Origin of the sequence: Cephaloticoccus capnophilus, from assembly GCF_001580045.1 — a bacterium.
Classification (GTDB): Bacteria; Verrucomicrobiota; Verrucomicrobiia; order Opitutales; family Opitutaceae; genus Cephaloticoccus; species Cephaloticoccus capnophilus.
Window position 1 is genome coordinate 1 of the sequence record NZ_LSZP01000048.1, and the last position, 25,901, is coordinate 25,901.

A 25,901-nucleotide genomic window follows, 5' to 3' on the forward strand; every position below is an offset into this window, starting at 1 on the left:
TGCGCCGCACGGTGCAGAACCTGCGCGTCGTGCAAGTCGTCGCTGACAAAAACCTCCTCCTGCTAAAAGGGGCGATTCCCGGGGCCAATGGATCCGATGTCGTCATCCGCACCGCCATCAAAGGCCAGCCCAAGAACGCCTAACCCTGAAGGACACACGCTAGCCCATGAAACTCACCGTTTTTAGTTCCGACGGCAAAACCAGCACCGAACAAGAGTTCGCCGGTCTCCCCGTCTTCGAAGGCGATAAAGGCCGCCAAGCCCTCAAAGAGGTAATCGTCGCCATTAACGCCAACCGCCGCCAAGGCACGCACTCGACCAAGACCCGCGGCGAAGTTCGCGGCGGTGGTAAGAAGCCCTGGAGGCAAAAAGGCACGGGCCGCGCTCGCGCCGGCTCCTCGCGCTCCCCGCTTTGGGTGGGCGGTGGTGTCGTCTTCGGGCCCAAGCCCCGCGACTACTCGAAGAAGGTTAACGCCAAGGTTCGCGCTCTCGCGTTTAGCCGCGCCATCTTCGAGCGCGCGTCCGCAGGCGAGCTCGCCGTCATTGAGCAATTCGTGCTTCCCGAGCCGAAGACCAAGCTCATGAACGAAGTCGTCGGCCGTATCGCGCCCAAGGGGAACATCCTCCTCGTTGACGCGCCGTTTTCCGACGAAGCCTTCCGCGCAGCGCGCAACATTGAGCGTGTCTCGCTCCAAGAAGCCGCCGAGCTCAACCCGGTCGACCTTGCCAAATACCGCAAGATCATCGTGAGCACCGGTGCCCTCGAACGTATCCTATCCCGCATTAACGGAGGTCAGAAATGAACGCAAACGCCGTCCTCAAACTCGCCCGCATGACGGAGAAATCGAGCAAGCAATCTGCCGAGCTCGGTCAATACACCTTCGAGGTCTATCCCGACACGACCAAGCACTCGATTGCTGAGGCGGTGGAGAAGGCCTTCGGAGTCACCGTCCGTCGCGTCAACATCCAGAACTACCGTGGCAAAAACAAGCGCACCCGCGCCGGCCGCTACGTCCAAGGCTCCGATTACAAGAAGGCCATCGTGACGCTGAAGACCGGCGACAAGATTGAGCTAATCTAAGTGCCGCTCCCACGCGCCGCAGTCCGCCGCCCACGCCACACCATTTATAAAACCGAGAAGGAGTCGTTCCTCCCATGCCATTAAAAGCTTCCCGACCCACGACCGCTAGCCAGCGGTTCACTACGCTCAACCACCAGCCGCATCTCGCCAAGAAGCGTCCCGAGCGCGCCCTCACCGAGTCCAAGCACAAGAGCGGTGGCCGCAACGTCTACGGCCGCATCACCTCGCGCCGTCGCGGCGGTGGTCACAAGCAGCTCTACCGCATCATCGACTTTAAGCGCGCGATCCTCGACATCCCGGCTCGCGTGCAGGCGATCGAGTATGACCCGAACCGCTCGGCGAATATCGCACTCGTCGCCTACGCCAACGGCGAGAAACGCTACATCATCGCCCCCGAGAAGCTCGCAGTCGGTGCGACCATCGTCACCTCGAACACGGCGGGGCACAACGACTTCAAGGTGGGCAACAACTACCCGCTTTCGCTCATCCCGCCTGCGACCCGCATCCACGCCGTGGAGCTCGTCCCCGGCCGCGGTGCGCAACTCGCTCGCTCCGCTGGAGCCTCGATTGAACTCGTCGCTGTCGAAAACGGCTTCGCGCAGCTCAAGATGCCCTCGGGCGAAATCCGGCTCGTGAACCCGAAGTGCCGCGCCACCATTGGCGAAGTCGGCAACTCCGACCACTCCAACCAGTCGCTCGGCAAGGCCGGTCGCAAACGCTGGCTAGGCCGCCGTCCCCGCGTCCGCGGTATTGTGATGAACCCGATCGATCACCCCAACGGCGGTGGTAACGGACTCTCGAAGAGCGGTGGTGGACGCCAGCACCTCGTCTCCCCTTGGGGACAGCTCGCCAAGGGCTACCCGACACGTCGCCGCTCCAAGCCCTCGAACAGCCAAATCATCGTCCACGCCAACGGTCGCAAGCCCCGTGGCCGCAAGTAATCTTAGAAACCTTTAAGCGCACTCCTTACCCACTATGGCACGTTCCATCAAAAAGGGCTTCTTCGTCGATTACCACCTGCTCGAAAAAATCGAGAAGGCGGCAGCCGCTGGCTCGCACAAACCCATCCAGACTTGGTCGCGTCGCTCGACCATCACGCCCGACTTCGTCGGCCTCACCTTCAGCGTGCACAACGGCAAAGCGTTCGTCCCCGTGCACGTCACCGAAAACATGGTCGGCCACAAGCTCGGCGAGTTCTCCCCGACCCGCACCTTTAAGTCTCACGGCGCGACGACCAAGAAGGCCGTCTAACCTCACGCTCTTAATTTATCCATTTAACCCTAAGCTAACGAACCAAACGAAAAGGGCAGGGGGCCTTTCCCAAAACTCCGCCGCGCTCGCGGCGGAATCATAGGAAGCCCTGCTGTCGCCTCTCCGAAGGAATCTTTAAGATCATGGAAGTCCAATCCCTCACCCGATACGCGCGCATGTCGCCGAAGAAAGTGCGCGAAGTCGCGCGCACGATCCAAGGGCGCAAAGCCGCCGAAGCCGTCGAGTTCTTGACCCTCGTGCCGCGCAAATCCGCACGCCTCATCGTCAAGACCCTCAAGAGCGCAATCGCCAACGCCGAGAACAACAACAACCTCAGCGCCGACTCGCTCACGGTGAAGTCCGCCATCATCGAAAACGGCCCCGTCCTCAAACGCTTCAAGGCCGGCGCGCGCGGCACCGCTAAGCCCCGCCGTAAAAAGATGTCCCACATCCGCATCGTCCTTAGCGACGGCAACACTTCCAACTGATCTTCACACTACTTCCGAAATGGGCCAAAAAACTAATCCCGTAGGCTTCCGTCTCGCCGTCCGCCGCAACTGGCAGTCCCGCTGGTATGCGGGTAAGAAGGACTTCAGCAGGCTCCTCGTCGAAGACCAACTCATCCGCGACAAGCTCATGGAGAAGCTCAAGCAGGCGAGCGTTCCCCGCATCTTTATCGAGCGGGCGAGCAACCGCGTCCGCGTCGAGATCTACACTGCGCGCCCCGGCATCGTCATCGGCCGCAAGGGCCAAGAGGTCGAGAAAATCAAAGAGGAGCTCGCGCGTCTCACTGGCAAAGAAATCCTCCTCGACATCCAAGAAGTTAAGAAGCCCGAGATTGAGGCGCAGCTCGTCGCCGAAAACGTCGCGCTGCAACTGGAGCGTCGTATCGCCTTTCGTCGTGCGATGAAAAAGGCCGTCGAAGTCGCCATGACCCTCGGCGCGCAGGGCATCCGCATCCAGTGCTCGGGCCGTCTCGGCGGTGCCGACATCGCCCGCCGCGAATGGCAGCGCAAAGGCCGCGTGCCACTCCACTCGCTCCGCGAGAACATCGACTACGGTTTCGCGGAAGCGCAGACCGTCTACGGCAAGATCGGCATCAAGTGCTGGATCTGTAAAAAAGAGTCCGACAACAACTAATCCTTGCGCCGCCTGTCACACACCTCGCCGCACGGAACCGCCCATCTTTAGGAGAAACCACACATGGCTCTCGCACCCGCTCGCACCAAATACCGCAAATCGCAAAAAGGCCGTAACACCGGCAACGCGAAACGCGGCAACACACTCGCCTTTGGCGAATTTGGCCTCCAGTCGCTCACTCGTGGGCCCATGACTGGCCGCCAGATTGAGGCCGCCCGCGTCACCATCACGCGCCACCTCAAACGCAAAGGAAAACTCTGGATTCGCGTCTTCCCGCACAAACCCGTCACCAGCAAACCCGCTGAAGTCCGCATGGGTAAGGGTAAAGGCTCGGTCGACCACTACGTGGCCGTCATCAAGCCCGGCACGATGCTCTTCGAGCTTTCCGGCGTCCCCGCCACGATTGCCAAAGAGGCCTTCCGCTTGGCCGATGCTAAGCTCCCCTTCCACTGTCGTTTCCTCACCCGCGCCGAGTAAAACGCTCGCGCCTTCTGAGAACGCCCAAACGCGCTGCCCACTGCCCAAATGACTTCCAAAGAAATCCGCGAACTCTCGCCGACCGAGATCACCGCTAAACTGCGCGAATTGCGCGACCAACTCCTCCAACTGCGTCTGCGCAAGCAGACCGGCCAGTTAGAGAAGACCCACGAACTGCGTGCGCTGCGCAAGACGATCGCCCGCCTAGAGACCATCCTTAACGAGAAAAGCCGCCCGCAAGTCGCTGCGGCCTAAACGCCCGCGAGCCCTGCCGCACTAGAAGACACACACCGCCGCCATGTCCCAACACATTCGCCACAACAGCCGCAAGACGCTCATCGGCTTCGTTACCAGTCGCTCCGGCGATAAGTCCATCAAGGTCACGATTCCTTACAAAGCCCCGCACCCGCTTTACCACAAAGTGGTCAATCGCCAGACCGTCGTGCACGCGCACGACGAGAAAAACGAGACGCACCCGGGCGACAAAGTGGAGATCATGGAGACGCGTCCGCTCAGCCGCCTGAAGCGCTGGCGCATCGTCTCCATCCTCGAGCGCGCGGCGAGCATCGAAGACGTCGCTGCCAGCGTGGCCGAGTCCGCCACTGCGGAAGAAGCCGCTAAGGCGTAACCCGGCTGGGCTGCCGACACACCGTTTTAACACCATCCTACCTTACGGAGCTACGCCATGATCCAACTTCGTTCTAGACTCGTAATCGCCGACAACACTGGCGCACGCAAAGCCGCCATGATCCGCAAAGCCGGTCAAAACACCGACACTGCGGGCATCGGCGATATCGTCACCATCCACATTCGCGAAAGCTCGACCGACGCCTCGGTGAAGAAGGGCGAAGTCGTCAAAGCCGTCGTCGTGCGCACCAAGGCTCCCGTTCGCCGTGCGGATGGCAGCTACCTGCGCTTTGACAGTAACGCGGTCGTCATCATCGACGCGAACAACAACCCCAAAGGCACCCGCATCTTTGGCCCGGTCGCCCGCGAGCTGCGCGCGAAGAATTTTATGAAAATCATCTCCCTAGCCCCGGAGGTTCTCTAACATGGCTTCACCATTTCACATCAAACGCGGCGACCAGGTCGTCGTCATCGCTGGTTCCCACAAAGGCAAGGAAGGCAAAGTCCTCGAAGTGCTCCCCGCCAAATCGCGCGCCCGCGTCGAAGGCGTGGCGATGATTAAGCGACACCTCAAAAAGTCGCAGGATCATCCCAACGGCACCATCGCCGAGCGCGAGGGCTCCATTCACGTCTCCAATCTCATGCTCAAGGCGACCTACGATGCCAGCAAGCGCGGCAAATCCGCCGCCTAAGCGTTGCGCGCGCCCTTCGTTTTTCGCTTCTGCACTTGCCAAGCCCAACACGGATCCTCGTTATCCGCCCCTTTTCCCTAAAACGCCGCCGGGTCGGAAATCCGGTAGCACTTCCCAATGAGCCACACACCGACACTTAAAACCCTTTACGCCGAGCAGGTTGTCCCCGCGCTGACGAAAGCACGCGGCTACACCAACAAGCACGAAGTGCCCACGATTCAAAAAGTCGTCCTCAACACGGGCATCGATGCAGACGCCGATAAGACCCAGATCTCGGACATTCAGCGCGACCTCGGCCTCATCGCTGGACAACGCCCCGTGCTCACCAAAGCCAAGAAGGCGATCTCCAACTTTAAGCTTCGCCAAGGCCAGGTCGTCGGCTGCTGCGTGACCCTGCGTGGCAACGCCATGTGGGACTTCCTCTACCGCCTGATCGCGGTCGCGCTGCCCACCATTCGCGACTTCCGCGGCATCTCGCCCAAGCTCGACGGTAACGGCAACTACAACCTCGGTATCGCCGACCTCACCATCTTCCCCGAAATCACGGTGGAAAACGTGAAGAAGACGATGGGGCTCGACATCACCATCGTCACCACCGCGACCGACGACGAAGAAGGCCGCGAACTCTTGCGCCTACTCGGCATGCCCTTCCGCCGAGTCGCCGCAGCTGCCGCCACGACCACTGCCGCCGCAGACGAGCCCCAAGCTGAAGCCGCGTAACCCCCAATTTCTGGAGTCCACATGCCCAAAACATCTGCCATCGAACGCAACAAGAAGCGCGAAGCCCTTGTAGAGAAATACAAGGCCAAGCGCGCCGAGCTGAAGGCCATCCTCGCGAACCCCGAGTCCAGCGACGAAGACTTCTTCGCCGCGCAAAAGAAACTCGCCAAGCTCCCCCGCAACTCCTCATCGGTGCGCGTCAATAACCGCTGTAAACTCAGTGGCCGTCCCCGCGCCTACATCCGCAAATACGGCGTCTCGCGTATCCAGTTCCGCGAACTCGCACTCTCGGGAAAAATCCCCGGCGTCACCAAGTCCTCTTGGTAAGCGAGCTGCCTCCGTTAACGAAACCCTTTGCCCATGCGGGAGTCGGATATGACCCGCTTCGGGCTTTAGAAAAACATCCACCACATGCACGACCCTATTAGTGATTTCCTGACCCGCTTGCGCAATGCGTCGCGGGCCCGGCTAGCCGAGTGCTCCGCACCGCACTCCAAACTCAAAGAATCGATCGCCTCCATCCTCAAAGGTGACGGCTACATCGCCGACTACACCCAGGGCACCGATTCGCGCGGCCACAAAACCCTCGTCGTTAAGATGAAGTATGTGGACGGCCAACCCGTCCTCACCGACCTCCAGCGCGTTTCCAAGCCTGGCCGCCGTCTCTACTACCGCTACACCGAGATTCCGCGCGTGCTCAACGGGCTCGGTATCTCGATTCTCTCCACCTCGCAGGGCCTGATGAAGGACCAAGACTGCCGCCGCAACAAGGCGGGGGGCGAGCTCGTCTGCAAAGTTTGGTAACACACGGAGGACACCACACACCATGAGTCGCATCGGTAAACAACCTGTCCCCGTCCCCGCCAACGTGAAGGTCGCCATCGAAGGCACGACCGTCAGTGCGGAGGGCCCGAAAGGGAAAATCTCTAAAACCTTCGCGCCGGTCATCACGATTACGCAGGCTGAAGGCCAAATCGTAGTCGCACCTGCCGACGAGAGCCGCTTCGCCCGCGCCATGTTTGGCACGGCCCGCTCAATCATCGCCGGCATGGTCCAAGGCGTGAGCCAAGGCTTTGTTAAAGACCTTGAAATCCAAGGCGTCGGCTTCCGCGCGACGCTCAAAGGTAAGCAGCTCGACCTCGCGCTCGGCTACTCGCACCCGATCGTGATGGATATCCCCGAAGGGATCACCGTGACCGTCGCCGACCAGACCAAGGTCAAAGTCGAAGGCGCGGACAAGCAGCTCGTCGGTGCGGTCACTGCCGAGATTCGCAGCTACTACCCGCCCGAGCCCTACAAGGGCAAAGGGGTTCGCATCGTTGGCGAGCGCGTCCGCCGCAAGGAAGGCAAGACCGTCGCTTAACGCTTCGCCTTATCCTCCTCACCATAACTCTTCTCAAGGGAGCACCACGACCCATGGACACTATTCTAAAATCCAAACTCTTGCAGAAACGCCGCTGGCGCATTCGCAAGAAAATCAATGGCACCGCCGAGCGGCCCCGCCTCTCCGTCAAGTTCACCGGCAAGCACATTTACGCGCAGGCTGTCGACGACGAAAAGGGCGTAACGCTGGCCTTCCTCTCCTCGCTCGCGCCCGACCTCCGTCAGAAGAAGCTCGCGGCCAATGTGGCAGGTGCACAGGAGCTGGGCACTGCCTTTGCCGCCAAAGCCAAAGAGGCGGGCATCTCGTCGGTGGTCTTCGACCGCAACGGTGCCCGTTATCATGGCAAAGTGAAACAATTCGCCGAAGCCGCTCGTGAAGGCGGACTCCAATTCTAAGCGCTACACGCCCTCGCTACATGAGCACTGCAACTGAAACCAATACCGAAGCCACTTCCGCCGTCCGCGCTGACGCAGCGGTCGCCCCCGAGGCTGTAGTCACCGCTGAAGCGGCCGCACCGACGGCTGCACCGAGCGCAGCCCCCCAACAACGCCAAGGCCGCGGTGGTCGCCGCGATGGCGGCCAAGGCCGTGGCCCGCGCCGCGATCGCCGTAACAACGACGCCAAAGATGCCGAAGACTCCGGCCTCATCGAGAAAGTCGTCTTCATCAACCGCTGCGCCAAGGTCGTCAAAGGCGGTCGCCGATTCAGCTTTTCCGCGCTTTCAGTCGTCGGCGACGGCAAGGGCAAGATTGGCATCGGCTACGGCAAGGCCAACGAAGTCCCCGAAGCGATTCGCAAGAGCACCGCACATGCGAACAAGCAAATGGTGCCCGTCCAAATCAAGGGCGACACCATCCCGCACGAAGTCATCGGCGAGTACGATGGTGGCCGCGTGCTACTGCGCCCAGCGACGACCGGAACCGGCCTTATCGCTGGTGGCGGTGTCCGCGCTGTCCTCGAAGCGGCCGGCGTTAAGAACGTCCTCACCAAGTCACTCGGCTCGAAGAACCACATCGCCGTGGTGAACGCGACCTTCGAGGGGCTACGCAAGCTGCGCATCTCTGAAGCTTACAAGAACGCGCTGAAGAGCGAGGGTGGGGAAGCCGCCTAAGCGAGAAACTGACCGTTATTTATAATCCGAGTCCGAGCGGGCTTGCGTTGCGCGATTTGCACGCGACCGCTCGGGCGCCCCAGACACAGGAACACAGCTATGAAACTTCACGAACTCTCGAATGTGGCCGGTGCCGTGCACCGCAAGAAGCGCGTTGGTTGCGGCGAAGGCGGCGGCCACGGAAAGACCAGCGGCCGCGGTGGCAAAGGCCAGACCGCGCGCTCCGGCGGCAGCATCCGCCCGGGCTTTGAAGGCGGCCAAATGCCCCTTTACCGCAGGCTCCCGCATCGCGGCTTTAATAACAAAAACTTCCGCACCGAGCTGCCCATCGTAAACCTGGGCGACCTCGAAGCGCTTGACGCGGCAATTAGCGAAGTCGATGCCGCTGTGCTCGCCGCTAACGGTTTTCTGCGCAAGAGCGACGCGAAGTTTAAGGTGTTGGGCAACGGCGAGCTTACCCGCCCGCTCAAAATCACTGCGGCCAAGTTCTCCGAGTCGGCCAAGGCCAAGCTCGAAAAGCTAGGCGGCCAAGCAATCGTCGCCGCCTAACAACGGCTGACGCCGCGACTGCCCCTTGCGCTCGCGGCCTCGCACTCATTAGCCCGCCTTAGCTGCCCACTGCTCGATGTTCTCCGCGTTTACTAACTCTCTAAAAATCCCCGAGCTGCGCTCGCGTATTTTTTACACGCTCGCGCTGCTCTTTGTCGCTCGGGTCGCGGCGCACATCCCGCTCCCCGGGATTGACCCGCATCCGCTCCAGAGCTTCTTCGCCGACCAGACCGCCGGCGGCGGTGGCACACTCGTCGGGCTCTACAACATGTTCACCGGCGGTGCGCTGGTTAAGGGCGCGATTGCCGCACTCGGCATCATGCCCTACATCAGTGCGTCGATCGTGTTTCAGCTCATGACGGCACTGGTGCCCGCGCTGAGCCGGCTCCAACAGGAAGGTGACGTAGGCCGTCAAAAGCTCACGCAGTACACCCGCTACGCGACGGTGTTGATCTGTTTAGTGCAGGGGACGCTCCTTATCCTCGCGCTCGAAAATCCCGGGCGGCTCTTCCCCGGCTACGACGTTACGATTTACGGGCCGATTGTGATGGTGGGGAAGCTGGGCTTCCTCTTCACCTCGGTTATTTACATGACGGCGGGCACGATGCTCCTCATGTGGCTGGGCGAGCAGATTACTCAGCGCGGTATCGGCAACGGTGTTTCGCTGCTCATCACGGTCGGTATCTTGGCGGACATCCCGGCTGCCGCGACTGCGACTTACCAACTTTTCTTTGCGCCAATCGGTGTCGCCCGGCTCGGGCTTCCGCAGGCGATTGTCATGATCCTGCTCTTCCTCGCGGTGACGATGGGCATCATCATGGTGGTGCAAGGTCAGCGCAAAATCCCCGTCCAATACGCCAAGCGTGTCGTGGGTAACAAGGTCATGGGCGGGCAAAGCTCCTTCCTGCCGCTCAAGGTGAACTACTCGGGCGTGATGCCCGTCATCTTCGCCAGCGCGATTATCCTCTTCCCGCAGCAGATTTTTTCCCAAATCGGCGCGGCGTTTAACATCAAGTTTCTGACCGAGTTTTCGCAGCAACTGCTGCGTGGGCACTGGAGCTACTACGCGATCTACACCTGCCTGATCCTGTTCTTTAGCTACTTCTGGGTGTCGATCATGTTTAAGCCCATCCAGATCGCCGACGACTTGAAGAAATACGGCGGCTACATCCCGGGTGTGCGCCCGGGCGCTCCCACCGCGCAGTTCCTCGACTTCATCATGACGCGGCTCACCCTCGCGGGGGCCATCTTCCTGACGGTCATCGCGGTCATGCCGGACTTCCTGCTCTTCGAGCTCAACGTCCCGCAGCGTATCGCGATTTTCTTCGGCGGCACAGGGATGCTCATCACCGTGGGCGTCATCCTCGATACCATGCGCCAGATGGAGACCTTCCTGCTTCAGCGGCACTATGACGGCTTCCTCAAAAAGGGCCGTGTGCGCGCCCGCGCCGCGGGTGCTCGCCAAGGCATGACTGGCGATGCGCTGAGTTCGGAGGCGGTCATGAAACTCGTGGTTCCTACGGGGATCATTTTCGCCATCGGCATCATCGCCTGGGCGATTCAAGCCTTCGCACTTTAGGGCTTTACTCGCGAAATGTTGGCGCACAGCCTCTGCCCCTTTTTTCGCGACCTCGTCGCTAAATCCAATTCACTTTGCTTCGGCAGCGCGGGACTCCACTCCCGCCATCTCGCCCGAGCCCGTTCTTTGAAGAAACCACTAGAGCACGTCTCTCGCGCTGCGGCCTCCGTGCTGCGGTTTGAGATTTCGCGTCGGCTCAGTCGCGCAATACGCGCGGCCCTGAGCATTACGCGCAAACCTGATGCGGGCTGCCTCTCCCCTCGACGCTCCCCGGCTACGCTGCTCCACGTTTTCACACAGGCCCCACTCTGTAATGGAGGAACTCCGCGCCGCGCTTTGGCGGCGGTGGCACTTTTATGAGTGTTGTTAAAAACAGAGATCAAATCGCGCGAATCCGCGCAGCCTGTGCAGTAGCGGCCAAGGTGCTATACGAGTTAAAGCAACTCGTCCGGCCCGGCCTTACCACACAAGACTTGGACGAAGCGGGCCGCGACCTCATCGCGGCCAATGGCGCACGCAGCGCAGATTACGGCTACCAAATCGGCAACCGCCGCTATCCGGCTCACACCTGCATCTCGGTGAACGAGGAAGTCGTTCACGGGGTGCCCTCGCTGCGTCGCGTGATTCAGGACGGCGACATCGTCTCAATCGACGTCACCGTAAATTACCAAGGCTACATCGGTGATAACGCGGTGACGATCCCCGTCGGCGACATTCCGCCCGAATGGGCGAAACTCATCAGCGTCACCGAGCAATCGCTCGCACTCGGGATTGCCCAAGCTCGCGTCGGAAACCGCATCGGCGACATCTCGCATGCGGTCCAGACCTACGTCGAATCGCACGGTTACGGCGTCGTCCGCGATTATGTCGGCCACGGGCTAGGGGAGCGGATGCACGAGCCGCCCGAAATCCCAAACTTCGGCAAGCCCGGACGCGGCCCCGTGATTAAGCCCGGGATGACGATCGCCATCGAGCCGATGGTAAACCTAGGTCACTACAACACCAAGGTGCTCTCCGATGGGTGGACAGTCGTCACTGCCGACGGCTCTCCGAGTGCTCACTTTGAGCACACCATCCTCACGACGGACAAAGGCCCCGAAATCCTCACTGTCCCGCCTACGCTCTCTTCTGCTGCGCTCTGAGCGCGTTTCCCTAAATCCCTTTTTTTCAAACTCCAACTCTCTCAACCCTCTTAACCTAAACCACCACCACCACATGCCACGTCTACTCGGTGTAGAAATCCCTGGGCACAAAAAAGTCGCCTACTCCCTGCGTTACATCAACGGCATCGGCCCGACCCGTGCCGACCTCATCGTTGCCGAAGCGGGGCTCGACCCCAACATGCGTGCGAACGACCTCGACGAGGAGCAGCTCAGCAAAGTACTGCACATCATCACCGAGCATAAGTGGCTGCTCGAAGGCGACCTGCGCCGCGAAATCGCCTCTAACCTCAAGCGCCTCCAAGCGATCAACTGCTATCGCGGTATCCGCCACCGCCGCGGCCTGCCCGTGCGCGGCCAACGCACCAGCACCAACGCCCGCACTCGCAAAGGTGCCCGCAAGACCATCGGCGCGAAGTCCTCGAAGTAATCGCCCACCACCCGCTAACCCATACCATTTTCCACCATCATGGCTGAAGAAAAGTCCGATCCGAAGACCGAGCAGGCTGCCAATTCTGCTGCTGCCCCCGTCGAGCAAGAAACCCCTGTTGTCGAAACCATCGGCGGCGTCGCCAAACAGCCCACCGCTGCTGACCTGCTCAAGGAAGAGCTGGGCACAATCAAGATTCGCAAGGCCAAGGGCTCGAAGAACATCTCCTCGGGCGTCGCTAACGTGCTCGCCTCCTTCAACAACACCATCGTCTCGATTACTGACCCGAAGGGCCAAGTCATCTCGTGGTCGAGTGCCGGTAAGTGCAACTTCCGCGGTTCGCGCAAGTCCACCGCCTACGCCGCGCAAATCGTCGCCCAAGACGCCGCCCGCACTGCCATGTCGCACGGGCTTAAGGAAATCGTCATTCGCCTTTCCGGCCCCGGCATGGGCCGTGACAGTGCCGTGCGCGGACTTCAGGCGATCGGGCTAGAAATCACCTCGATTATCGACGTCACCCCGGTTCCGCACAACGGCTGCCGCCCGCGCAAACGCCGCCGCGCTTAATAGCCGCTGCGCCCACACGCTCGCGCTCGCACCTTTAAAAAACACTTAACCACACTCACCCAGTCATGGCTCGTTACACAGGACCAACTACACGACTCAGCCGCCGCTTTAACCAACACATTCTCGGTTCGGCCAAGGCCCTAGAGCGCCGCTCCTATCCGCCCGGCCAACACGGCCCGCGCCTCCGTCGCAGCAAGCAGTCCGAATACGCCATCGGTCTAAACGAGAAGCAAAAGCTGCGCTACACCTACGGCCTGCTCGAGCGCCAATTCCGCCGTCTTTTCGAGAAGGCCAAGAACGAGCGCGGCATCACCGGTGAACGCTTCCTGCAACTGCTCGAAACCCGCCTCGACAGTGTTGTCTACCTGCTCGGCATCGCCAAGAGCCGCGCCGCCGCCCGCCAATTTGTCAACCACGGTCACATCCGCGTAAACGGCCACAAGGTCGATATCGCCAGCTATGCCGTGCAAGCAGGTGACGAAATCGAAGTGCGCAACGCGCCCGCCTCGCGCCAACTCGCCACGCGCAACCTCGAAGAAAACCGCATGCGCAACGTCCCCGGCTGGCTCACGATGGACAGCGAGACGCTCAAGGCCAAGGTCGCCCGCTTACCCAACCGCGACGAAATGGAGCCCGGGATTAACGAGCAAATCATCGTCGAGTTCTACTCGCGCTTCTAAGCTCGCCCCTCCGAGCCGCCGCACTTTTTCGCGGCGGCTTTTCTCGCATTCGCGCACCGCCTCCCTCACTCATACCGCTTTAATTCACCGCTCAACCAAGAGTAATTGCTATGCCTAAACGTCTCGGAAAGTTCGAACTGCCGAACAAACTCACCAAGGTCGAAGAAGGCTCTACAGAGACCTACGCCAAGTTCATCGCCGAGCCCTTCGAAGCGGGCTATGGACACACCATCGGCAATTCGCTGCGCCGCGTCCTCCTCAGCTCCATTGAGGGCGCCGCTATTTCCTCGATCAAAATCGACGGCGTAAACCACGAGTTCCAGAGCATCGAAGGCGTTGTCGAGGATGTCACCGACATCGTCCTCAACCTCAAAAAAGTGCTCATCGTTTCGCACAAGCGCGAGCCCATCAACCTGCGCATCAGCGTTGGCAAGCCTGGCCCCGTGACTGCTGCCGACATCCAGGCCGACGCCAACATCACCATCATCAACCCCGACCAATTGATCTGCACGCTCGACTCGAAGCGCAGCTTTGAGGCCGAAATCGAGATCAAGACTGGGCGCGGCTACTACCCGGGCGAGCAGAACAAAAAGGAAGACCAAGCCATCGGCGTCATCCCAATCGACTCGCTCTTCTCGCCCGTCACCCTCGTCAAATACAGCGTTGAGAATACCCGTGTCGGCCAAATCACCGACTACGACAAACTCATCCTCGAAGTGACGACCGATGGCCGCATCGGCCCCGAAGACGCACTCAAGCAGGCCGGCTCCATCCTCAAGCGCCACTTGGACGTCTTTGACCGCGTATCCGAGGAGACTTACGAATTCGAGAACCAGCAGTCCGAGATCAGCGAAGAGCAAAACAAGCTCCACAAGCTGCTCAACATGTCGGTCAACGAAATCGAACTTTCCGTTCGCGCCGCCAACTGCCTCAACAACGCCAACATCACCACCGTTGGCGAGCTGGCCATGAAGTCCGAGCAAGAGATGCTCAAGTACCGCAACTTCGGCAAAAAGTCCCTCAACGAAATCAAGGACAAGCTCGAAGCCCTAGGTCTCTCGCTGGGCATGAAGTTCGACGAACGCCTCCTCGACAACAAGCGCGACCTCTAAGCGAGCGCTGCGTTTTTGCACCCCATCCGACTTCGGGTGCGTGTGCCGAAGCCCGCTCCTGCGGCTTCTACTCATTTCACTAACTCTCGCGCCGTCTAGGCTGCCTAACGCTGCGGCCGGATTGCCGAACGGGAGTTTCAAAACCCAAAATCCCTAGAAAAATCCAATGCGTCACAAAAAACACCGCGCCACTCTCGGCGTCACCCGCGAGCACCGCGAAGCCATGTTGTCGAACATGACCGCCTCGCTCATCACTCACGGCCGTATCAAAACGACCCTTACGAAGGCCAAAGCCCTGCGCCCCTTCGCCGAGAAACTCATCACCAAGGCCAAGCGCGCCGCGGCCAAGACCGACCCGAAAGACGCGCTGCACCTGCGCCGCCTCGCGCACCGCGACCTCCGCGACGAGAACGCGCTGACGCTGCTCTTCAACGACAAGGTCAACGAATTCAAAGACCGCAACGGCGGCTACACCCGCATTTACAAACTCGGGCCCCGTCTCGGCGATGCCGCCGAAATGGCCCTCATCGAACTCGTTAAGGCCGATGACCCGGGCTACAAAAAACGCGGTTCGCGCGGTAAAGCTGCGGCCTCCAAAGCGAAGAAGACCGCAAAGCCTGCCGCCGCTGCTGCGGAAGTGAAGGACGCAGAGCCCGCTGTTGAGGCTCCTGCGGCTGCGGAAACGCCCGCTCCCGAAGCCGCTGTTGAGGCTCCCGCCGCGTCCGAAGCCGAGACGAAGTAAGCGGCTCGCTTAACGCGAGCGTTCCGTGTCCCTTTTTTCTAAGCGCGTCGGGCAAACCCTCGACGCGCTTTTTTGTAAGCCCAGCCTGCGTCACGCGCCGACTTGCTCGAGTCGTGCCACCTGCTGATGCTCCTTTCCCTCTCTTGTATTAGAAGACGAGCTGCCTCGGTCTGCGACTGCGTAGCCGCTCGCCAATAAATCGGTCTACGACCGTGGTTATTTCCGCTTCTCTTTATTGTATCCTCATCGGCCTCTTTTTCTTGGGGCTGTGGCTTTACTACGACCGGCGCGACCACAAACGCTTCGAGCGCAAACGCCGCCGCCGCACCTACCATTGCATCCGCTGCAACCACTTGTATCAGTTCCCAGCAGGCGACTGGAGCGCGGCGAGTGCATCCGCTGAAGGGGCGGCGAACGAGTCCGCCTGGGGAGCGAAGAGTGGGGCGCCCTCGACCGCGAAATGTCCCCACTGCGGCCACGAAAACACTCCGCTGCGCTTCTAGCGCGTGCGTCTCGGTGAAATAAAACAGCCTGCGCTTGCGCCGCCGGCACGTCTACTCATGCAAGCGTGCTCTACGCTGCTAGGGTGGGCTCCGTGGCCTTCTACACAGCTTCGATTGACCCGCTCGCAAAGGTGGGCTTTCTCCCCTTGTTATGCCAAATCTGTTCATTGTGGCGGGCCCAAACGGAGTGGGGAAATCGACCTACATGCGGCAGTTCCTCCCCAAAGAGGTGCAGTGTGCTGAGTTTGTAAATGCGGACTTAATTGCGGCTGGGCTCTCGCCTTTTGCTCCCGAGCGCGCGGCCTTCGCAGCGGGCCGAATCATGCTGAATCGCTTGCGTGAGCTGATGGAGAAGCGAGTGGATTTTTCGTTCGAGACGACGCTTTCCGGACGAGGCTATGTGCCGCTGCTCCAGCAATGCCGTGCGGTGGGTTACCGCATCCGGCTCGATTTTTTGTGGGTGCCGAATCTCAATATTAGCCGCAGCGCGTACTAAAAGGGGGGCACTCTATTCCAGAGGAGGTTCAACAGCGTCGTTTTTCGCTCGGGGTGCGCAATCTCGCCACGCTCTACCGCCCGCTGCTCGACGCGTGGTGGCTTCACGAAAACACGAAAGACAAGCCGCGCCTAATTGCCTTCGAGGAGGCGGGCGAGTTGGGAGTCGTCGATGCTACGCGACTTGATTTCATCGAGCGTTTCGCCAAAGTTCGCTTCATGAAGCCCCCTACGGAAAATGCGTCTCAGGTTTCGGAGTCCCAAGGCTTCTACTTGACCCACGAGCAAGGAGCGGGGCTGCGTGCGATGCGTAGGGCCTATGCCGATGTGATTTTGGAAAACCTAAAACTTGGCCTGCCCGTGATTCAATGGCGGGACGAGATCGGCGTAGTGGAGGTGCCGCCCGAGCAACTCGCTCCGTTCGCGAGGCGGATACTGGAAGTAAACGGAGAGCCACTGCCCGAAGAGGAAGAGCGTGAGCTACTCTCGGGTTTGACGGTTTGAGCGGTCACTTTCGCAGACCGGGTTTGGGCGCGCCGCCGCTTGGCGGCCTGTTTGCCAGAGGGGGCGTGGGAGCCGAGCCCGCAAAGGAAAGCCGGTCGGCTGCTTCCATTTTGGTAGGCGCTGGCTCACCGTGTGCTCGACATCGGGCGACCGCGCGGGCTCGCTTGGGGCTATCCTCCCTATGAGTTCCAAGTCCCTGCCTTTCACTCGCGAGCAGCTCGAAGCAATCAGTGCGCAAGTTCCTACGCCCTTTCACCTCTACGATGAGGCGGCGATCCGTGCCAATGCGCGCGCCTTTTATGCCGCCTTCGACTGGGTTCCCGGCGGGTTTAAAAACTACTATGCGGTAAAGGCGCTGCCCAACCCTTACATTCTCGACATGCTCAAGAGCGAGGGAATGGGCGGCGACTGTTCCTCGCTGGCAGAGCTCAAGCTTTGCGCGGCGGTCGGCATCACAGGGGAGTCGATCATATTTACCTCTAACGACACACCGGCGCACGAATACCGCGAGGCCGCTGCACTGGGAGCGATCATCAACCTCGATGACATTAGTCATATCCCATTTTTGGAGGATGCGCTTGGCGGGCAGCTCCCCGAGATTCTGTGCTGCCGCTACAATCCTGGGCCGCTCAAGGCGGGTAACGCGATCATCGGCAAGCCCGAGGAGGCTAAGTACGGCTTTACTCGTGAGCAGCTCTTCGAGGGCTACCGGCTTCTCCAGCAAAAAGGCGTCCGTCGCTTCGGTCTGCACACGATGGTCGCCTCTAACGAGCTTAACCCCGAGTACTTCGTGGAGACGGCGCAAATGCTCTTCACGCTCGCAGTCGAGCTGCACCGCGAGCTCGGGTTGCAGCTCGAGTTCATCAACCTTGGTGGCGGGATTGGGATTCCCTATCGCCCTGAGCAGGCGCCCGTTGATCTCGCTGCTGTGGGCGCGCAAATAAAGGCTGTGTACGAAGCGACGATTGTGGCGGCTGGGCTCTCTCCGATTCGGCTCGCGATGGAGTGCGGACGGATGGTCACGGGGCCTTACGGCTATCTCGTTTCTCGGGTCATTCACAAAAAGAAGACCTACAAGAACTACATCGGTCTGGACGCGTGCATGGCGAATTTGATGCGCCCGGGGGTGTATGGCGCTTACCATCACATCAGCGTGCTTGGGCGAGAGCCGGGCACCACGCCGTCCCTAGTCTGCGACGTCACGGGGTCGCTTTGCGAAAATAACGACAAGTTCGCGGTCGATCGCGAAATTCCCGATCCGGAGTTGGGCGACTTGGTCGTCATTCACGACACGGGGGCGCACGGCCACTCAATGGGCTTTAACTACAACGGGAAACTCCGCAGCGCCGAGCTGTTGTGGCAAGGCGCCGCAGACGCGTCGTCGGCGCCACAGTGGCGACTCATCCGTCGCGCGGAGACACTCGCCGACCACTTCGCTACCTTGGACTACCCGGGACTGGCGAGCTAGCCGCAAGCGGTGGCCGCCGGGCAGAGTAACACAGCCGTCGCCTAAGCGGCGGCCTTTGTTCCCGAGGCGAGGAGCGTCGTGAAGTGCGGTTCGTCGGGCTCCGTATCGACCACGGCGACCTCTACGCGCGTGAAGCCTGCCCGCGCTAAAAAACTGTGAAGCGTGTTTTCGCTAAAGCCGAGCCAGTGGTCGGCGTAGAGTTCGCGCGCCTTTTCAAAGTCGTGCTCCTGCAAGTCGAGGACGAGGAGCTGCCCACCGGGTTTTAGAATGCGGTAGGCCTCGGCGACTGCCTTTTGCGGATGCGGGGCATGGTGGAGGGCTTGGGAGAGAATTGCCAAATCGACGGAGGCGTCGGGTAGGGGCACTTGCTCAATGTCGCCGAGTTTGTAGCTGAGGTTATCGAGCCCGTTTTTCTTGGCGAGTTCGGTGCCTGTCTCGACCATGCGCGGCGAGTTATCGATACACCATACTTGGCTCGCGCGGCGGGCGAGGAGTTGGGAGAGCAGGCCCTCCCCCGCGCCGAGGTCGGCGATTGCGATTTCGGGGGTGAGCCGCAGCGCGAGTTGGGCAAAGGCCTTCCATGAGCGGCCAGGCGCGTAATATTTGTCAAAGCGGCCAGCAATCCGGCTAAAGTACTGCTCTTGCGTGCGACGGCGCTTTTGCAGGACGCGCTCCAGGTTTTCCGCATCGCGTTCGAGCTCGGGCATTTGCCCTTCGACGGTCGCTAAGGCGGCATGCAGCAAGTCGAGCTGCACTTTGGGGAGGCTCGCGTGGAGTGAGTAGAAGGCTTTTTTCCCCTCACGGCGGTCGTTGACGACGCCCCCTTGACGGAGCAAGGCGAGTTGCGACGAGATACGCGACTGGCCCATATCGAGGACTTCCTGTAACTCGGCGACCGAGAGTTCTTCGCGCAGAAAGAGCGCGAGCAGCCGCAGTCGAGTCGAGTCGGAGACGAGTTTGAGAAGCATCGGTGGGTTGAATGCCTTCATTTTGGGTTGGGGGCACTCTCGCGCGCGACTGTGCGGCAGTGCCCCTCTCGGGCCCCGAGGGCCCTCAGAAACTTAGGCTCCCGCCGCCGCCGCATCCGCATAGCGAGCAATCCGGTCGATAGTGTAGGTCTCTTCGTTGTTACCGATTTTGATCGTGACGGACTCGCCGGCTTTTTTGCCGATGAGGGCGGCCCCGAGCGCAGTTTTGTAGGAAATGATGTTTTTCTCCGGTTCACCGTCCCACGCGCCCAACAGAGTATAGCGGGTGCTTTCTCCGGTGTTGGCACTTTTGATGTCGACGACGGTGCCGACGCTCACTTGGGCGGTCGAGGCCTCGCTAAAGTCGGTGATTTGGGCACGAGCGAGGTCGCGCTCGAGGAGTGCCTTTTGCGCCATGAGTACGGACTGGTCTTGCTTGGCCATCTTGTACTCGGAGTTTTCCTTAAGGTCGCCGTGTTCGCGCGCGGCAGCGATGGCCTTGGAGTTCTCGGGGATTTTCTTGGAAATGATTGCTTCGTATTCCTCGCGTTTGCGGTCGTGGCTCGCGCGGGAAACGAGGAGTTGCTCGTCCTTACCATCGGCCTCGCTGGCGACGATTGCTTGGATGCTGGGGAAAATCTTAATGAAGCGCGCGAGGAGCGATTTCTTGGTGAGGTCCTCGAAGCCTTGGTTGAGCAGGAGCGTGTTGGCGAGGTCGCGCGCGGTTTCGGGGTCGGCAGTCGAGAGCAGGTCGGCGATGAGCTCGCTGTCGTCACTCAGGATATCGGCCAAGGGGATCCGGCGTACGGTCGAGGACTGGAGCGCTTCGTAATCGATCGCAAAGAAGATCGCGCTGAGCAGGCGCGGGGTGATCAGGTCGTGGAGCAGCTTGGCGAACTTCTTGGAGTGCCGGTTTTTAACAATCCACAGCAGGACGGGCGCGCGGAGGTTTTGCTCGGTTTGCCAACGCCCGAGCGTGGCGGCGAGCTCGTCTCCGTGGTCGTGCTCGACGAGGAAGTTAATACACTCAGTGGTGAACTTGCCTTGGGAGACTTTGAGCAGGTTAAAGAGGATGTCGCGTGCCTCGATGGGGTGCGTGTCGAGGATGAGATTGAGGAAGCGGCGCTGGAACTGTACGGGGATGGTTTCGGCGACGGTTGGCAGGTCGCGCGCATCGGCGATGAGCGAGGCTTGAGTGGGCGCTAGCTCACCTTTGTGCCCGAGGAGTTCGGCGAGATCGTCGCGCACGGCGGCACCGTGGAGTCGCTCGGCTTTGCCAAGCTGGTTACTATCGCGCACGGCCTCAGTCACCCCTTGGAGGATTTCGCCGAGCTCTTCTTTCAGGTTTTTCTTGTTGGCCGTGTCGAGGAGCTCGACTGCGAGGGCGATACGGCGGCGTGCGCTGCGCGTACCCCTAAATTGCTCCAAAATCTCGTCCTCCGCAGAGATGGGCTTCTCGCGCAGGATGTAGCACTCGGTCTTCTTTTCGGGGATGGTGATACGCGGGTCTTTGGTGATGACCTTCTTGGCGGCGGACCACCATTTCTTGAATTTCTCGGCACCGACGACTTGGGCGAGCACGATCTCAATCTCGATCTGCGTGGCGGCGTGGTTGGGATACGACTCGAGGGCTTCGACGAGGAGCTGCGCGGGGTTTTCGGCGATGAGCTCGGCGATTTTTGCGCCGTCGGTTTCCTTGCGAACAAGCAGGTGGTTGGCAGGCAGCAACTCCATCGTGCTGAGGCAAAAGGCCGGATCCATCGGGTGGCCGGGCTTATCTTTAAAATCAATAATGAGCCGCTGCGCAGCGTCGTCGTAGCTCTTGATTTGCCCAAAGCCCCAACTGCGGTGCACGCAATACGTGCCGGGCGTCATCGCCTCTAGTTTAGTTTTTGCGGCCTTAAGGGCGGGGTTCTTAGCGATTAGCGCGGAGACGGCTTCGGGATTCATGGTTGCGTGGCGAGGGTGCAGTGAGGATTTACTCCAGCTTAGAATAGCCACGCTTGTCAAATAGTGTATCAAATAACCCATGCGTAACATAACCCACTTGAAAAAAGGAGCTTGGGAGAGTGCCGTGCACCTCCTCACCCGCTGGCTAGAGCAGCGCGAACGCGTCGATACACTGCTTGTGGCGAGCCCCGCTGGGTTGACCTCGGTCGAGCGTGCGCGCTGCCAGTACTCCGTCTATGGCGTTATTCGGCACTTCGGCAGAGTGCAGGCCGCGCTGGATGAGTTGATCGCGCATTCGCCGCGTTTTCCAACACGCGCGATTTTGCTTTTGGCGGGTTACGAGTTGATTGAGGCCGCAGCGGCTGCGTCTGCGTCGGCCCAAGAAATGGGGGATTTGCAAGGGCGCGAGACTGTGCAGGGGCGCGAGACTGCCGCTGACTTCACTGGCCAGGTGGCCAAAATCGTGCACCACGCAGTTGAGCAGGCGAAGCGACTGACGAGCCCTGCCGAGGCGCGGCTAGTGAACGCAGTGGTGCGTAAGCTGGTGCCGCTGATGACTGCGCCGCCGCCACCCAAGCTTGCGGGGCCGGAACTGCTTGCGCGTTATTTTTCGCATCCCGAGTGGCTTGTGCGCCGTTGGCTTTTTCAATTCGGGGCGGAGTCTACGCGCCGCTTGCTGGAGTGGAATCAATCCACTGCGAAGCTTAGCTTCCGCTGGCGTATCCAAAATACGGATTCGCTCCCCGAAAGCAGCACGCCGATAAGCGGTGCCGCGGGCTTTTATGAAATCGAGTCGGGGCACTGGGCGGAGCTGGAGCCGTTGCTGAAATCGGGTGCCGCATACGTGCAAGACCCGAGTACACGGCTCGCGGTTGAGGCGCTGGAGTTGGCGGCAGGGGAGCGTTTTCTCGACCTTTGCGCGGCACCGGGAGGGAAGAGTTTATTGGCTGCCGATACGGCGCCTAAGCCCGGGCTTGCCCGAGTGGTCGCGCTCGATTTGCCGAGTCCGCGGATTGCCTTTTTGAAGGAAAACTTGGCGACGATTCAGGGCGAAACGCAGGTCGCGCTCGTGCAGGCGGACTTGCTGACCGAGGCGCGCGCCGCGTTGCGCGAGCATGGGTTGCCGCTCGACTACGATGCCGTGCTGCTGGATGCGCCGTGCAGTAATACGGGTGTCATGCGGCGGCGGATTGATGCGAAGTGGCGTTTGCAGGAGCGCGACTTTCGCAAGCACGCCCAGCAGCAGCTTTCGCTTTTACATGCGGCGGCCCGATTCGTCGCGCCGGGGGGGCGACTCGTCTACTCGACGTGCAGCATCGACGCACAAGAAAACGAGGAGGTCGTTAGGGACTTCATGCAGAGCCGCGCGGGCGGCTCGGCGTTCATCCTAGAGCACAGCGCGATGAGTTTCCCGTGGGAGAGTGGGCATGATGGCGCGGGCGTGTATCGACTGCGCAAGCGGCTGACGAGTTACTGAGGCGTGTCGTATCGGACCGCGCCGAGCACGGGTAAAGGCGCTCACTCGCCTTTTACCGGTCGTGGCAGTGCGATCGCCATTAACCACGGGATGAGTGTGACAAGCGCAACGAGCAGGTAGGTGGTAGTCGCCCCTTGCCACCAATAACAAAAGCAGGCGACCAGCGGCCCGAGTCCACGCGCTAGCGAGCCGAGCGAGCGATAGACTCCGAGCGTGAGCCCTTGCTGCGAGGCGGGACTGTAGAGCGAGACGAGTGCGGAGACGCTGGGATTGATGAGCCCCGAACCGAGTCCTGTGACCGCGAGCCCGACGTAAAATGCGGGTATGGACGCGGCGCTTCCCATTAGCGTGATGCCGATGGATACGGAGAGGAGCCCACAAATTAAGACGGCCTTTTCACCAAAACGCGGCACGGCACGCCGCACCACGAGCCCTTGGGTCAGGATTAAGACCAGTCCGAGAAACACGAAGACCTTAAACATGTCGGTCGGCGCGTAGCCGAAACGCTCGGTCGCTAAAAAGGGCAGCGAGAACTCCATGCCGCTAAACGCGAGGCTGAAGACGAAGTGCAGCCAGTTTGTGCGCCGCGCGGGCCCGCGCTCAAGCTCGCGCAGCGCCCCGATGGGGAAACGTACGCGCGCCGGCGCTTCCTCGCATTTCGCCGGATTGAGTGTCTCGCGAAATTTTAGGGCGATCCATACGAGGTTGATGAGGCTGAAGCCGAGCGCGAGGAGCGCAGGCAGCGAAAACGGATTTACGCTAAAGCTCAGCAGGCCCGCAGCCCTCACAGTCCCCCCAGTGGCGGTGGCGCAGTTTTCAACCGTGCTCGCACTCAGGTCGTAAAATGCGGCGATGCTGCCGATCGCCGGGCCGAACAAAAAACCAAGCCCGAAGGCCACGCCTACGATCCCCATGCCCTTCGCGCGGTTTTCGCGACTCGTCACATCGGCTGCCGCCGCTGTCGCGACTGACAGGTTTCCGGCAAAGGCGCCGCCCAAAAGTCGCGCGATGATGAAGAGCAGAAAGCTCCCGCTGAAAAACCACAGGACATAGCTCGCAGCCGTGCCCGCGACCGTCATTAGCAACACGGGGCGCCGCCCGATGCGGTCCGAGAGGCTTCCCCAAACGGGCGAAAAGGTAAACTGAAGCAGCGCGTAAACCGAGCCGAGTACTCCGCCGAAAAGGACCGCGCGGTAGTTACCCGCTGACCCAGAGAGTTCTGCCAAGCGGTCTATCCCGCCCAGTAGCGCGCCGAGCAGTCCGCGATTTCCCTCCAGCGCGAAGTAGTGGTCGAGAATCGCCGGAAACAGCGGGAAAATAATCGTGAAGCCCAGTAGATCGATGAAGATCGTTAGAAAAATCACCCCCAGCGAAAGTGGAGGCCCGGGCTGCCGGCTAGGTGGTGTGGCAGTAGATGCAGATTGAGCGTTGGGCACAGACACGTTGGCACTCAGCGAAGGAGATAGGTTCCCCCGCTTCCAGCAGTTTCGTTTGCACAACAGGTCTTTTTCCCACTGCGCGTGGGGCGGCAGCCCCAGGCTGATACGCTTTTTCCACTACGCGTGGGGCGGTGGCATGCTGCCACTCCCATTTAAATCACGATTTGGCTCGGTCGCTTCGCAACCGAACACAAATCGTGATTTTGAAATAAGCCCTCCGTTTCTGTCGCAACGCGACAGGGGAGAGTGCTTTCAAATTTGGGATTTCGCTTTCGCGCGATAGCGCGATGTGAAATCCCAAATTGAACGGGTGCAGGCACAGCCTGCCGCCCCACGCGTAGTGGAGGGCTGTGCGCAGTTGAGCAGAGAGCGGTGTAATTCGTTTTATCCTTGCAAATCGAAAATTTACTTTTCGATTTGCAAGGATGATTGAGCGTGCGACAGAGGCAGAAGTGAAGCGGGCACTGGGGAAAAATGCCGCAGTGGGGCTGCTTGGGCCGAGGCAGGTGGGGAAGACGACACTCGCTGAGGCGATTGCACGCGCGTTCGAGCCCACACCGATTTATCTCGATTTAGAATCGCCAGAAGACCTCGCGAAGTTGGGCGACCCGGGCGCCTATTTTCGCGCCAATGAGGGGCGACTAATCATTCTCGATGAGGTGCAGCGTGCGCCCGAGTTGTTTGCGGTGTTGCGCGGCGTGATTGATAGGCGGCGACGGCGCGGGCTGCGCACGGCGCAGTTTCTGATCCTCGGCTCGGCTTCGCTCGACCTACTTCGGCAGTCATCGGAATCGCTCGCGGGGAGGATTGCCTACACGGAGCTGACCGGACTTACCGCTGAGGAAATTGGGGGAGGCGCTCAGCCACGCCTTTCCGAACTCTGGTTACGCGGTGGATTCCCGGACAGTTTTCTAGCTGGAGATGATCGGGATAGCCTAGACTGGCGCAGAGACTTTATTCGCACCTACTTAGAGCGCGATGTGCCGCAGCTTGGCCCGAGGATTCCGGCGACTGTGTTGAGGCGGCTTTGGACGATGTTGGCGCATTTGCAGGGCGGGCAGCTCAATACTGCCCAGCTTGGCGGCAGTCTCGGCCTCTCTGCGCCTACAGCCCGCCGCTATGTCGAGCTTTTGGAAGATCTGCTGCTCGTGCGCATGCTGCGGCCTTGGTCGAGAAACGTGGGAAAGCGGCTCGTGAAATCGCCTAAAGTCTATCTGCGCGATAGTGGCCTTACGCATGCGCTGCTGGGCTTGGAGACTTTGGACGATCTCTTGGGGCATCCGGTCGCGGGGCCGAGCTGGGAAGGCTTTGTCATCGAAAACCTGCTTTCCTGCCTGCCAAAGAGCGCGGAGGCGTGGTTTTACCGCACGGCAGCGGGGGCAGAAATCGACCTCGTTATCCAGCGCGGGCAAGCGGTCACGGCGATTGAGATTAAGCGATCAAGCGCGCCCACGGTTTCCAAGGGCTTTTACCTCGGCTGTGCGGATATAGGCGCGAGCGCGCGCTTCGTGGTTTATCCGGGCGAGGAGCGCTTTCCTTTAGGGAAGGACACGGAAGCGATTTCCTTGGTCGAGCTGATGGCCTTATTGCACGAGAGCTAGGCCGGGAGCAGTAGCGCCGATGTCGGTTTTTTAGAATTGAGTGAGCTAATCTAGGTAGCCTGTTTTGATTTTATATCAGGCGGCCCGGGCGCTTCTTGGGCGCATGCTAACGGCTCATACCATCAGAGGCTTTCTGCTGCTTTTTCTTACGCAGTGTATTACTGCCAGTCTGTCATACGCAAATCCCCCCCCCCC

Annotated in this window: 34 protein-coding genes and 1 pseudogene; 32 read left to right on the forward strand and 3 right to left on the reverse strand. The window is 60.4% G+C overall.

Annotation, left to right across the window (positions count from 1 at the left end; all coding sequences use genetic code 11):
- From rplC to AXK12_RS06610, 30 genes and pseudogenes are all read left to right on the forward strand, one after another.
- A pseudogene (gene rplC / locus AXK12_RS09300) lies at positions 1 to 143 on the forward strand (50S ribosomal protein L3); the annotation flags it as partial.
- A 23-nt stretch (positions 144 to 166) separates the two neighbouring features.
- Entirely contained in the window at positions 167 to 802 is a 636-nt protein-coding gene (gene rplD / locus AXK12_RS06475) for a 50S ribosomal protein L4 (protein WP_068712666.1), read from the forward strand.
- The gene (gene rplW / locus AXK12_RS06480; protein WP_068712668.1) at positions 799 to 1,080 is read left to right on the forward strand and encodes a 50S ribosomal protein L23; all 282 of its coding nucleotides are present in this window, start codon (positions 799 to 801) and stop codon (positions 1,078 to 1,080) included. The genes rplD and rplW overlap by 4 nt, the downstream gene beginning before the upstream one ends.
- Before the next feature lie 74 nt (positions 1,081 to 1,154).
- Entirely contained in the window at positions 1,155 to 2,021 is an 867-nt protein-coding gene (gene rplB, locus AXK12_RS06485; RefSeq protein ID WP_068712670.1) for a 50S ribosomal protein L2, read from the forward strand.
- A gap of 34 nt (positions 2,022 to 2,055) precedes the next feature.
- The gene (gene rpsS, locus AXK12_RS06490) at positions 2,056 to 2,331 is read left to right on the forward strand and encodes a 30S ribosomal protein S19 (RefSeq protein WP_068712672.1); all 276 of its coding nucleotides are present in this window, start codon (positions 2,056 to 2,058) and stop codon (positions 2,329 to 2,331) included.
- A gap of 143 nt (positions 2,332 to 2,474) precedes the next feature.
- The gene (gene rplV / locus AXK12_RS06495) at positions 2,475 to 2,819 is read left to right on the forward strand and encodes a 50S ribosomal protein L22 (protein WP_068712674.1); all 345 of its coding nucleotides are present in this window, start codon (positions 2,475 to 2,477) and stop codon (positions 2,817 to 2,819) included.
- Between the two features lie 19 nt (positions 2,820 to 2,838).
- A complete protein-coding gene (gene rpsC, locus AXK12_RS06500) occupies positions 2,839 to 3,471 on the forward strand; it encodes a 30S ribosomal protein S3 (protein WP_068712676.1) in 633 nt (210 codons plus the stop codon).
- Between the two features lie 63 nt (positions 3,472 to 3,534).
- The gene (rplP, locus tag AXK12_RS06505; protein ID WP_068712678.1) at positions 3,535 to 3,948 is read left to right on the forward strand and encodes a 50S ribosomal protein L16; all 414 of its coding nucleotides are present in this window, start codon (positions 3,535 to 3,537) and stop codon (positions 3,946 to 3,948) included.
- 48 nt (positions 3,949 to 3,996) lie between these two features.
- Entirely contained in the window at positions 3,997 to 4,203 is a 207-nt protein-coding gene (gene rpmC, locus AXK12_RS06510) for a 50S ribosomal protein L29 (RefSeq protein ID WP_068712680.1), read from the forward strand.
- Between the two features lie 43 nt (positions 4,204 to 4,246).
- A complete protein-coding gene (rpsQ, locus tag AXK12_RS06515) occupies positions 4,247 to 4,576 on the forward strand; it encodes a 30S ribosomal protein S17 (RefSeq protein ID WP_068712682.1) in 330 nt (109 codons plus the stop codon).
- 57 nt (positions 4,577 to 4,633) lie between these two features.
- Entirely contained in the window at positions 4,634 to 4,999 is a 366-nt protein-coding gene (rplN, locus tag AXK12_RS06520; RefSeq protein WP_068712684.1) for a 50S ribosomal protein L14, read from the forward strand.
- Position 5,000: 1 nt separating this feature from the next.
- Positions 5,001 to 5,267, forward strand: a complete 267-nt coding sequence (gene rplX, locus AXK12_RS06525) for a 50S ribosomal protein L24 (protein WP_068712686.1) — start codon at positions 5,001 to 5,003, stop codon at positions 5,265 to 5,267.
- A gap of 117 nt (positions 5,268 to 5,384) precedes the next feature.
- Positions 5,385 to 5,987, forward strand: a complete 603-nt coding sequence (gene rplE / locus AXK12_RS06530) for a 50S ribosomal protein L5 (protein ID WP_068712688.1) — start codon at positions 5,385 to 5,387, stop codon at positions 5,985 to 5,987.
- Between the two features lie 21 nt (positions 5,988 to 6,008).
- Complete coding sequence (gene rpsN / locus AXK12_RS06535) at positions 6,009 to 6,314, forward strand: 30S ribosomal protein S14 (protein WP_068712690.1); 306 nt, start codon at positions 6,009 to 6,011, stop codon at positions 6,312 to 6,314.
- 84 nt (positions 6,315 to 6,398) lie between these two features.
- On the forward strand, positions 6,399 to 6,791 hold the full coding sequence (rpsH, locus tag AXK12_RS06540) for a 30S ribosomal protein S8 (protein WP_068712692.1): 393 nt from the start codon (positions 6,399 to 6,401) through the stop codon (positions 6,789 to 6,791).
- A 22-nt stretch (positions 6,792 to 6,813) separates the two neighbouring features.
- A complete protein-coding gene (rplF, locus tag AXK12_RS06545; protein WP_068712694.1) occupies positions 6,814 to 7,350 on the forward strand; it encodes a 50S ribosomal protein L6 in 537 nt (178 codons plus the stop codon).
- A 53-nt stretch (positions 7,351 to 7,403) separates the two neighbouring features.
- Positions 7,404 to 7,766 (forward strand): 50S ribosomal protein L18, encoded by a 363-nt coding sequence (rplR, locus tag AXK12_RS06550; RefSeq protein WP_068712696.1) that lies wholly within the window; start codon positions 7,404 to 7,406, stop codon positions 7,764 to 7,766.
- Positions 7,767 to 7,786: 20 nt separating this feature from the next.
- Positions 7,787 to 8,482, forward strand: coding sequence for a 30S ribosomal protein S5 (gene rpsE / locus AXK12_RS06555; RefSeq protein WP_082782707.1), 696 nt, complete (start codon positions 7,787 to 7,789; stop codon positions 8,480 to 8,482).
- A gap of 99 nt (positions 8,483 to 8,581) precedes the next feature.
- Positions 8,582 to 9,031, forward strand: coding sequence for a 50S ribosomal protein L15 (gene rplO / locus AXK12_RS06560; RefSeq protein ID WP_068712698.1), 450 nt, complete (start codon positions 8,582 to 8,584; stop codon positions 9,029 to 9,031).
- 76 nt (positions 9,032 to 9,107) lie between these two features.
- Positions 9,108 to 10,610 carry a preprotein translocase subunit SecY gene (gene secY, locus AXK12_RS06565; protein ID WP_068712700.1) on the forward strand — a complete coding sequence of 501 codons (1,503 nt, stop codon included), beginning with the start codon at positions 9,108 to 9,110 and terminating at the stop codon, positions 10,608 to 10,610.
- 356 nt (positions 10,611 to 10,966) lie between these two features.
- The gene (gene map, locus AXK12_RS06570; protein ID WP_068712702.1) at positions 10,967 to 11,752 is read left to right on the forward strand and encodes a type I methionyl aminopeptidase; all 786 of its coding nucleotides are present in this window, start codon (positions 10,967 to 10,969) and stop codon (positions 11,750 to 11,752) included.
- A gap of 73 nt (positions 11,753 to 11,825) precedes the next feature.
- Positions 11,826 to 12,200, forward strand: a complete 375-nt coding sequence (gene rpsM / locus AXK12_RS06575; protein WP_068712704.1) for a 30S ribosomal protein S13 — start codon at positions 11,826 to 11,828, stop codon at positions 12,198 to 12,200.
- A 39-nt stretch (positions 12,201 to 12,239) separates the two neighbouring features.
- Entirely contained in the window at positions 12,240 to 12,767 is a 528-nt protein-coding gene (rpsK, locus tag AXK12_RS06580; RefSeq protein WP_082782708.1) for a 30S ribosomal protein S11, read from the forward strand.
- Between the two features lie 65 nt (positions 12,768 to 12,832).
- On the forward strand, positions 12,833 to 13,447 hold the full coding sequence (gene rpsD, locus AXK12_RS06585; RefSeq protein ID WP_068712706.1) for a 30S ribosomal protein S4: 615 nt from the start codon (positions 12,833 to 12,835) through the stop codon (positions 13,445 to 13,447).
- Positions 13,448 to 13,557: 110 nt separating this feature from the next.
- Positions 13,558 to 14,559 carry a DNA-directed RNA polymerase subunit alpha gene (locus AXK12_RS06590; RefSeq protein WP_068712708.1) on the forward strand — a complete coding sequence of 334 codons (1,002 nt, stop codon included), beginning with the start codon at positions 13,558 to 13,560 and terminating at the stop codon, positions 14,557 to 14,559.
- A 166-nt stretch (positions 14,560 to 14,725) separates the two neighbouring features.
- Positions 14,726 to 15,301, forward strand: coding sequence for a 50S ribosomal protein L17 (gene rplQ, locus AXK12_RS09550; protein WP_068712710.1), 576 nt, complete (start codon positions 14,726 to 14,728; stop codon positions 15,299 to 15,301).
- 212 nt (positions 15,302 to 15,513) lie between these two features.
- A complete protein-coding gene (locus AXK12_RS06600; RefSeq protein WP_068712712.1) occupies positions 15,514 to 15,804 on the forward strand; it encodes a hypothetical protein in 291 nt (96 codons plus the stop codon).
- Positions 15,805 to 15,955: 151 nt separating this feature from the next.
- Positions 15,956 to 16,300, forward strand: a complete 345-nt coding sequence (locus AXK12_RS09435) for an ATPase (RefSeq protein ID WP_231863574.1) — start codon at positions 15,956 to 15,958, stop codon at positions 16,298 to 16,300.
- 53 nt (positions 16,301 to 16,353) lie between these two features.
- Positions 16,354 to 16,803 carry a hypothetical protein gene (locus tag AXK12_RS09440; protein WP_231863575.1) on the forward strand — a complete coding sequence of 150 codons (450 nt, stop codon included), beginning with the start codon at positions 16,354 to 16,356 and terminating at the stop codon, positions 16,801 to 16,803.
- A gap of 181 nt (positions 16,804 to 16,984) precedes the next feature.
- Positions 16,985 to 18,271 (forward strand): diaminopimelate decarboxylase family protein, encoded by a 1,287-nt coding sequence (locus AXK12_RS06610; RefSeq protein ID WP_068712714.1) that lies wholly within the window; start codon positions 16,985 to 16,987, stop codon positions 18,269 to 18,271.
- Between the two features lie 41 nt (positions 18,272 to 18,312).
- On the opposite strand, the gene AXK12_RS06615 is transcribed toward AXK12_RS06610, so the two are convergent.
- Positions 18,313 to 19,260 (reverse strand): ArsR/SmtB family transcription factor, encoded by a 948-nt coding sequence (locus AXK12_RS06615; protein ID WP_082782709.1) that lies wholly within the window; start codon positions 19,258 to 19,260, stop codon positions 18,313 to 18,315.
- A 72-nt stretch (positions 19,261 to 19,332) separates the two neighbouring features.
- A complete protein-coding gene (locus AXK12_RS06620) occupies positions 19,333 to 21,189 on the reverse strand; it encodes a GreA/GreB family elongation factor (RefSeq protein ID WP_068712716.1) in 1,857 nt (618 codons plus the stop codon).
- Between the two features lie 79 nt (positions 21,190 to 21,268).
- Here AXK12_RS06620 and AXK12_RS06625 point away from each other — a divergent pair, with 79 nt between their 5' ends.
- Positions 21,269 to 22,666: an RsmB/NOP family class I SAM-dependent RNA methyltransferase gene (locus tag AXK12_RS06625; protein WP_068712718.1), complete on the forward strand. Its 1,398-nt coding sequence runs from the start codon at positions 21,269 to 21,271 to the stop codon at positions 22,664 to 22,666.
- Between the two features lie 41 nt (positions 22,667 to 22,707).
- Here the strand turns inward: AXK12_RS06625 and AXK12_RS06630 are convergent, their stop codons facing one another.
- Positions 22,708 to 24,030: an MFS transporter gene (locus tag AXK12_RS06630; RefSeq protein WP_197457015.1), complete on the reverse strand. Its 1,323-nt coding sequence runs from the start codon at positions 24,028 to 24,030 to the stop codon at positions 22,708 to 22,710.
- 500 nt (positions 24,031 to 24,530) lie between these two features.
- Here AXK12_RS06630 and AXK12_RS06635 point away from each other — a divergent pair, with 500 nt between their 5' ends.
- On the forward strand, positions 24,531 to 25,706 hold the full coding sequence (locus AXK12_RS06635) for an ATP-binding protein (protein ID WP_068712722.1): 1,176 nt from the start codon (positions 24,531 to 24,533) through the stop codon (positions 25,704 to 25,706).
- Positions 25,707 to 25,901 lie beyond the last annotated feature (195 nt).

Bases quoted from the DNA above. Each gene is read 5' to 3' on its own strand.
- rplD (WP_068712666.1), top strand. From the start codon at position 167: ATGAAACTCACCGTTTTTAGTTCCGACGGCAAAACCAGCACCGAACAA.
- rplW (WP_068712668.1), top strand. From the start codon at position 799: ATGAACGCAAACGCCGTCCTCAAACTCGCCCGCATGACGGAGAAATCG.
- rplB (WP_068712670.1), top strand. From the start codon at position 1,155: ATGCCATTAAAAGCTTCCCGACCCACGACCGCTAGCCAGCGGTTCACT.
- rpsS (WP_068712672.1), top strand. From the start codon at position 2,056: ATGGCACGTTCCATCAAAAAGGGCTTCTTCGTCGATTACCACCTGCTC.
- rplV (WP_068712674.1), top strand. From the start codon at position 2,475: ATGGAAGTCCAATCCCTCACCCGATACGCGCGCATGTCGCCGAAGAAA.
- rpsC (WP_068712676.1), top strand. From the start codon at position 2,839: ATGGGCCAAAAAACTAATCCCGTAGGCTTCCGTCTCGCCGTCCGCCGC.
- rplP (WP_068712678.1), top strand. From the start codon at position 3,535: ATGGCTCTCGCACCCGCTCGCACCAAATACCGCAAATCGCAAAAAGGC.
- rpmC (WP_068712680.1), top strand. From the start codon at position 3,997: ATGACTTCCAAAGAAATCCGCGAACTCTCGCCGACCGAGATCACCGCT.
- rpsQ (WP_068712682.1), top strand. From the start codon at position 4,247: ATGTCCCAACACATTCGCCACAACAGCCGCAAGACGCTCATCGGCTTC.
- rplN (WP_068712684.1), top strand. From the start codon at position 4,634: ATGATCCAACTTCGTTCTAGACTCGTAATCGCCGACAACACTGGCGCA.
- rplX (WP_068712686.1), top strand. From the start codon at position 5,001: ATGGCTTCACCATTTCACATCAAACGCGGCGACCAGGTCGTCGTCATC.
- rplE (WP_068712688.1), top strand. From the start codon at position 5,385: ATGAGCCACACACCGACACTTAAAACCCTTTACGCCGAGCAGGTTGTC.
- rpsN (WP_068712690.1), top strand. From the start codon at position 6,009: ATGCCCAAAACATCTGCCATCGAACGCAACAAGAAGCGCGAAGCCCTT.
- rpsH (WP_068712692.1), top strand. From the start codon at position 6,399: ATGCACGACCCTATTAGTGATTTCCTGACCCGCTTGCGCAATGCGTCG.
- rplF (WP_068712694.1), top strand. From the start codon at position 6,814: ATGAGTCGCATCGGTAAACAACCTGTCCCCGTCCCCGCCAACGTGAAG.
- rplR (WP_068712696.1), top strand. From the start codon at position 7,404: ATGGACACTATTCTAAAATCCAAACTCTTGCAGAAACGCCGCTGGCGC.
- rpsE (WP_082782707.1), top strand. From the start codon at position 7,787: ATGAGCACTGCAACTGAAACCAATACCGAAGCCACTTCCGCCGTCCGC.
- rplO (WP_068712698.1), top strand. From the start codon at position 8,582: ATGAAACTTCACGAACTCTCGAATGTGGCCGGTGCCGTGCACCGCAAG.
- secY (WP_068712700.1), top strand. From the start codon at position 9,108: ATGTTCTCCGCGTTTACTAACTCTCTAAAAATCCCCGAGCTGCGCTCG.
- map (WP_068712702.1), top strand. From the start codon at position 10,967: ATGAGTGTTGTTAAAAACAGAGATCAAATCGCGCGAATCCGCGCAGCC.
- rpsM (WP_068712704.1), top strand. From the start codon at position 11,826: ATGCCACGTCTACTCGGTGTAGAAATCCCTGGGCACAAAAAAGTCGCC.
- rpsK (WP_082782708.1), top strand. From the start codon at position 12,240: ATGGCTGAAGAAAAGTCCGATCCGAAGACCGAGCAGGCTGCCAATTCT.
- rpsD (WP_068712706.1), top strand. From the start codon at position 12,833: ATGGCTCGTTACACAGGACCAACTACACGACTCAGCCGCCGCTTTAAC.
- AXK12_RS06590 (WP_068712708.1), top strand. From the start codon at position 13,558: ATGCCTAAACGTCTCGGAAAGTTCGAACTGCCGAACAAACTCACCAAG.
- rplQ (WP_068712710.1), top strand. From the start codon at position 14,726: ATGCGTCACAAAAAACACCGCGCCACTCTCGGCGTCACCCGCGAGCAC.
- AXK12_RS09435 (WP_231863574.1), top strand. From the start codon at position 15,956: ATGCCAAATCTGTTCATTGTGGCGGGCCCAAACGGAGTGGGGAAATCG.
- AXK12_RS06610 (WP_068712714.1), top strand. From the start codon at position 16,985: ATGAGTTCCAAGTCCCTGCCTTTCACTCGCGAGCAGCTCGAAGCAATC.
- AXK12_RS06615 (WP_082782709.1), bottom strand. From the start codon at position 19,260: ATGAAGGCATTCAACCCACCGATGCTTCTCAAACTCGTCTCCGACTCG.
- AXK12_RS06620 (WP_068712716.1), bottom strand. From the start codon at position 21,189: ATGAATCCCGAAGCCGTCTCCGCGCTAATCGCTAAGAACCCCGCCCTT.
- AXK12_RS06625 (WP_068712718.1), top strand. From the start codon at position 21,269: ATGCGTAACATAACCCACTTGAAAAAAGGAGCTTGGGAGAGTGCCGTG.
- AXK12_RS06635 (WP_068712722.1), top strand. From the start codon at position 24,531: ATGATTGAGCGTGCGACAGAGGCAGAAGTGAAGCGGGCACTGGGGAAA.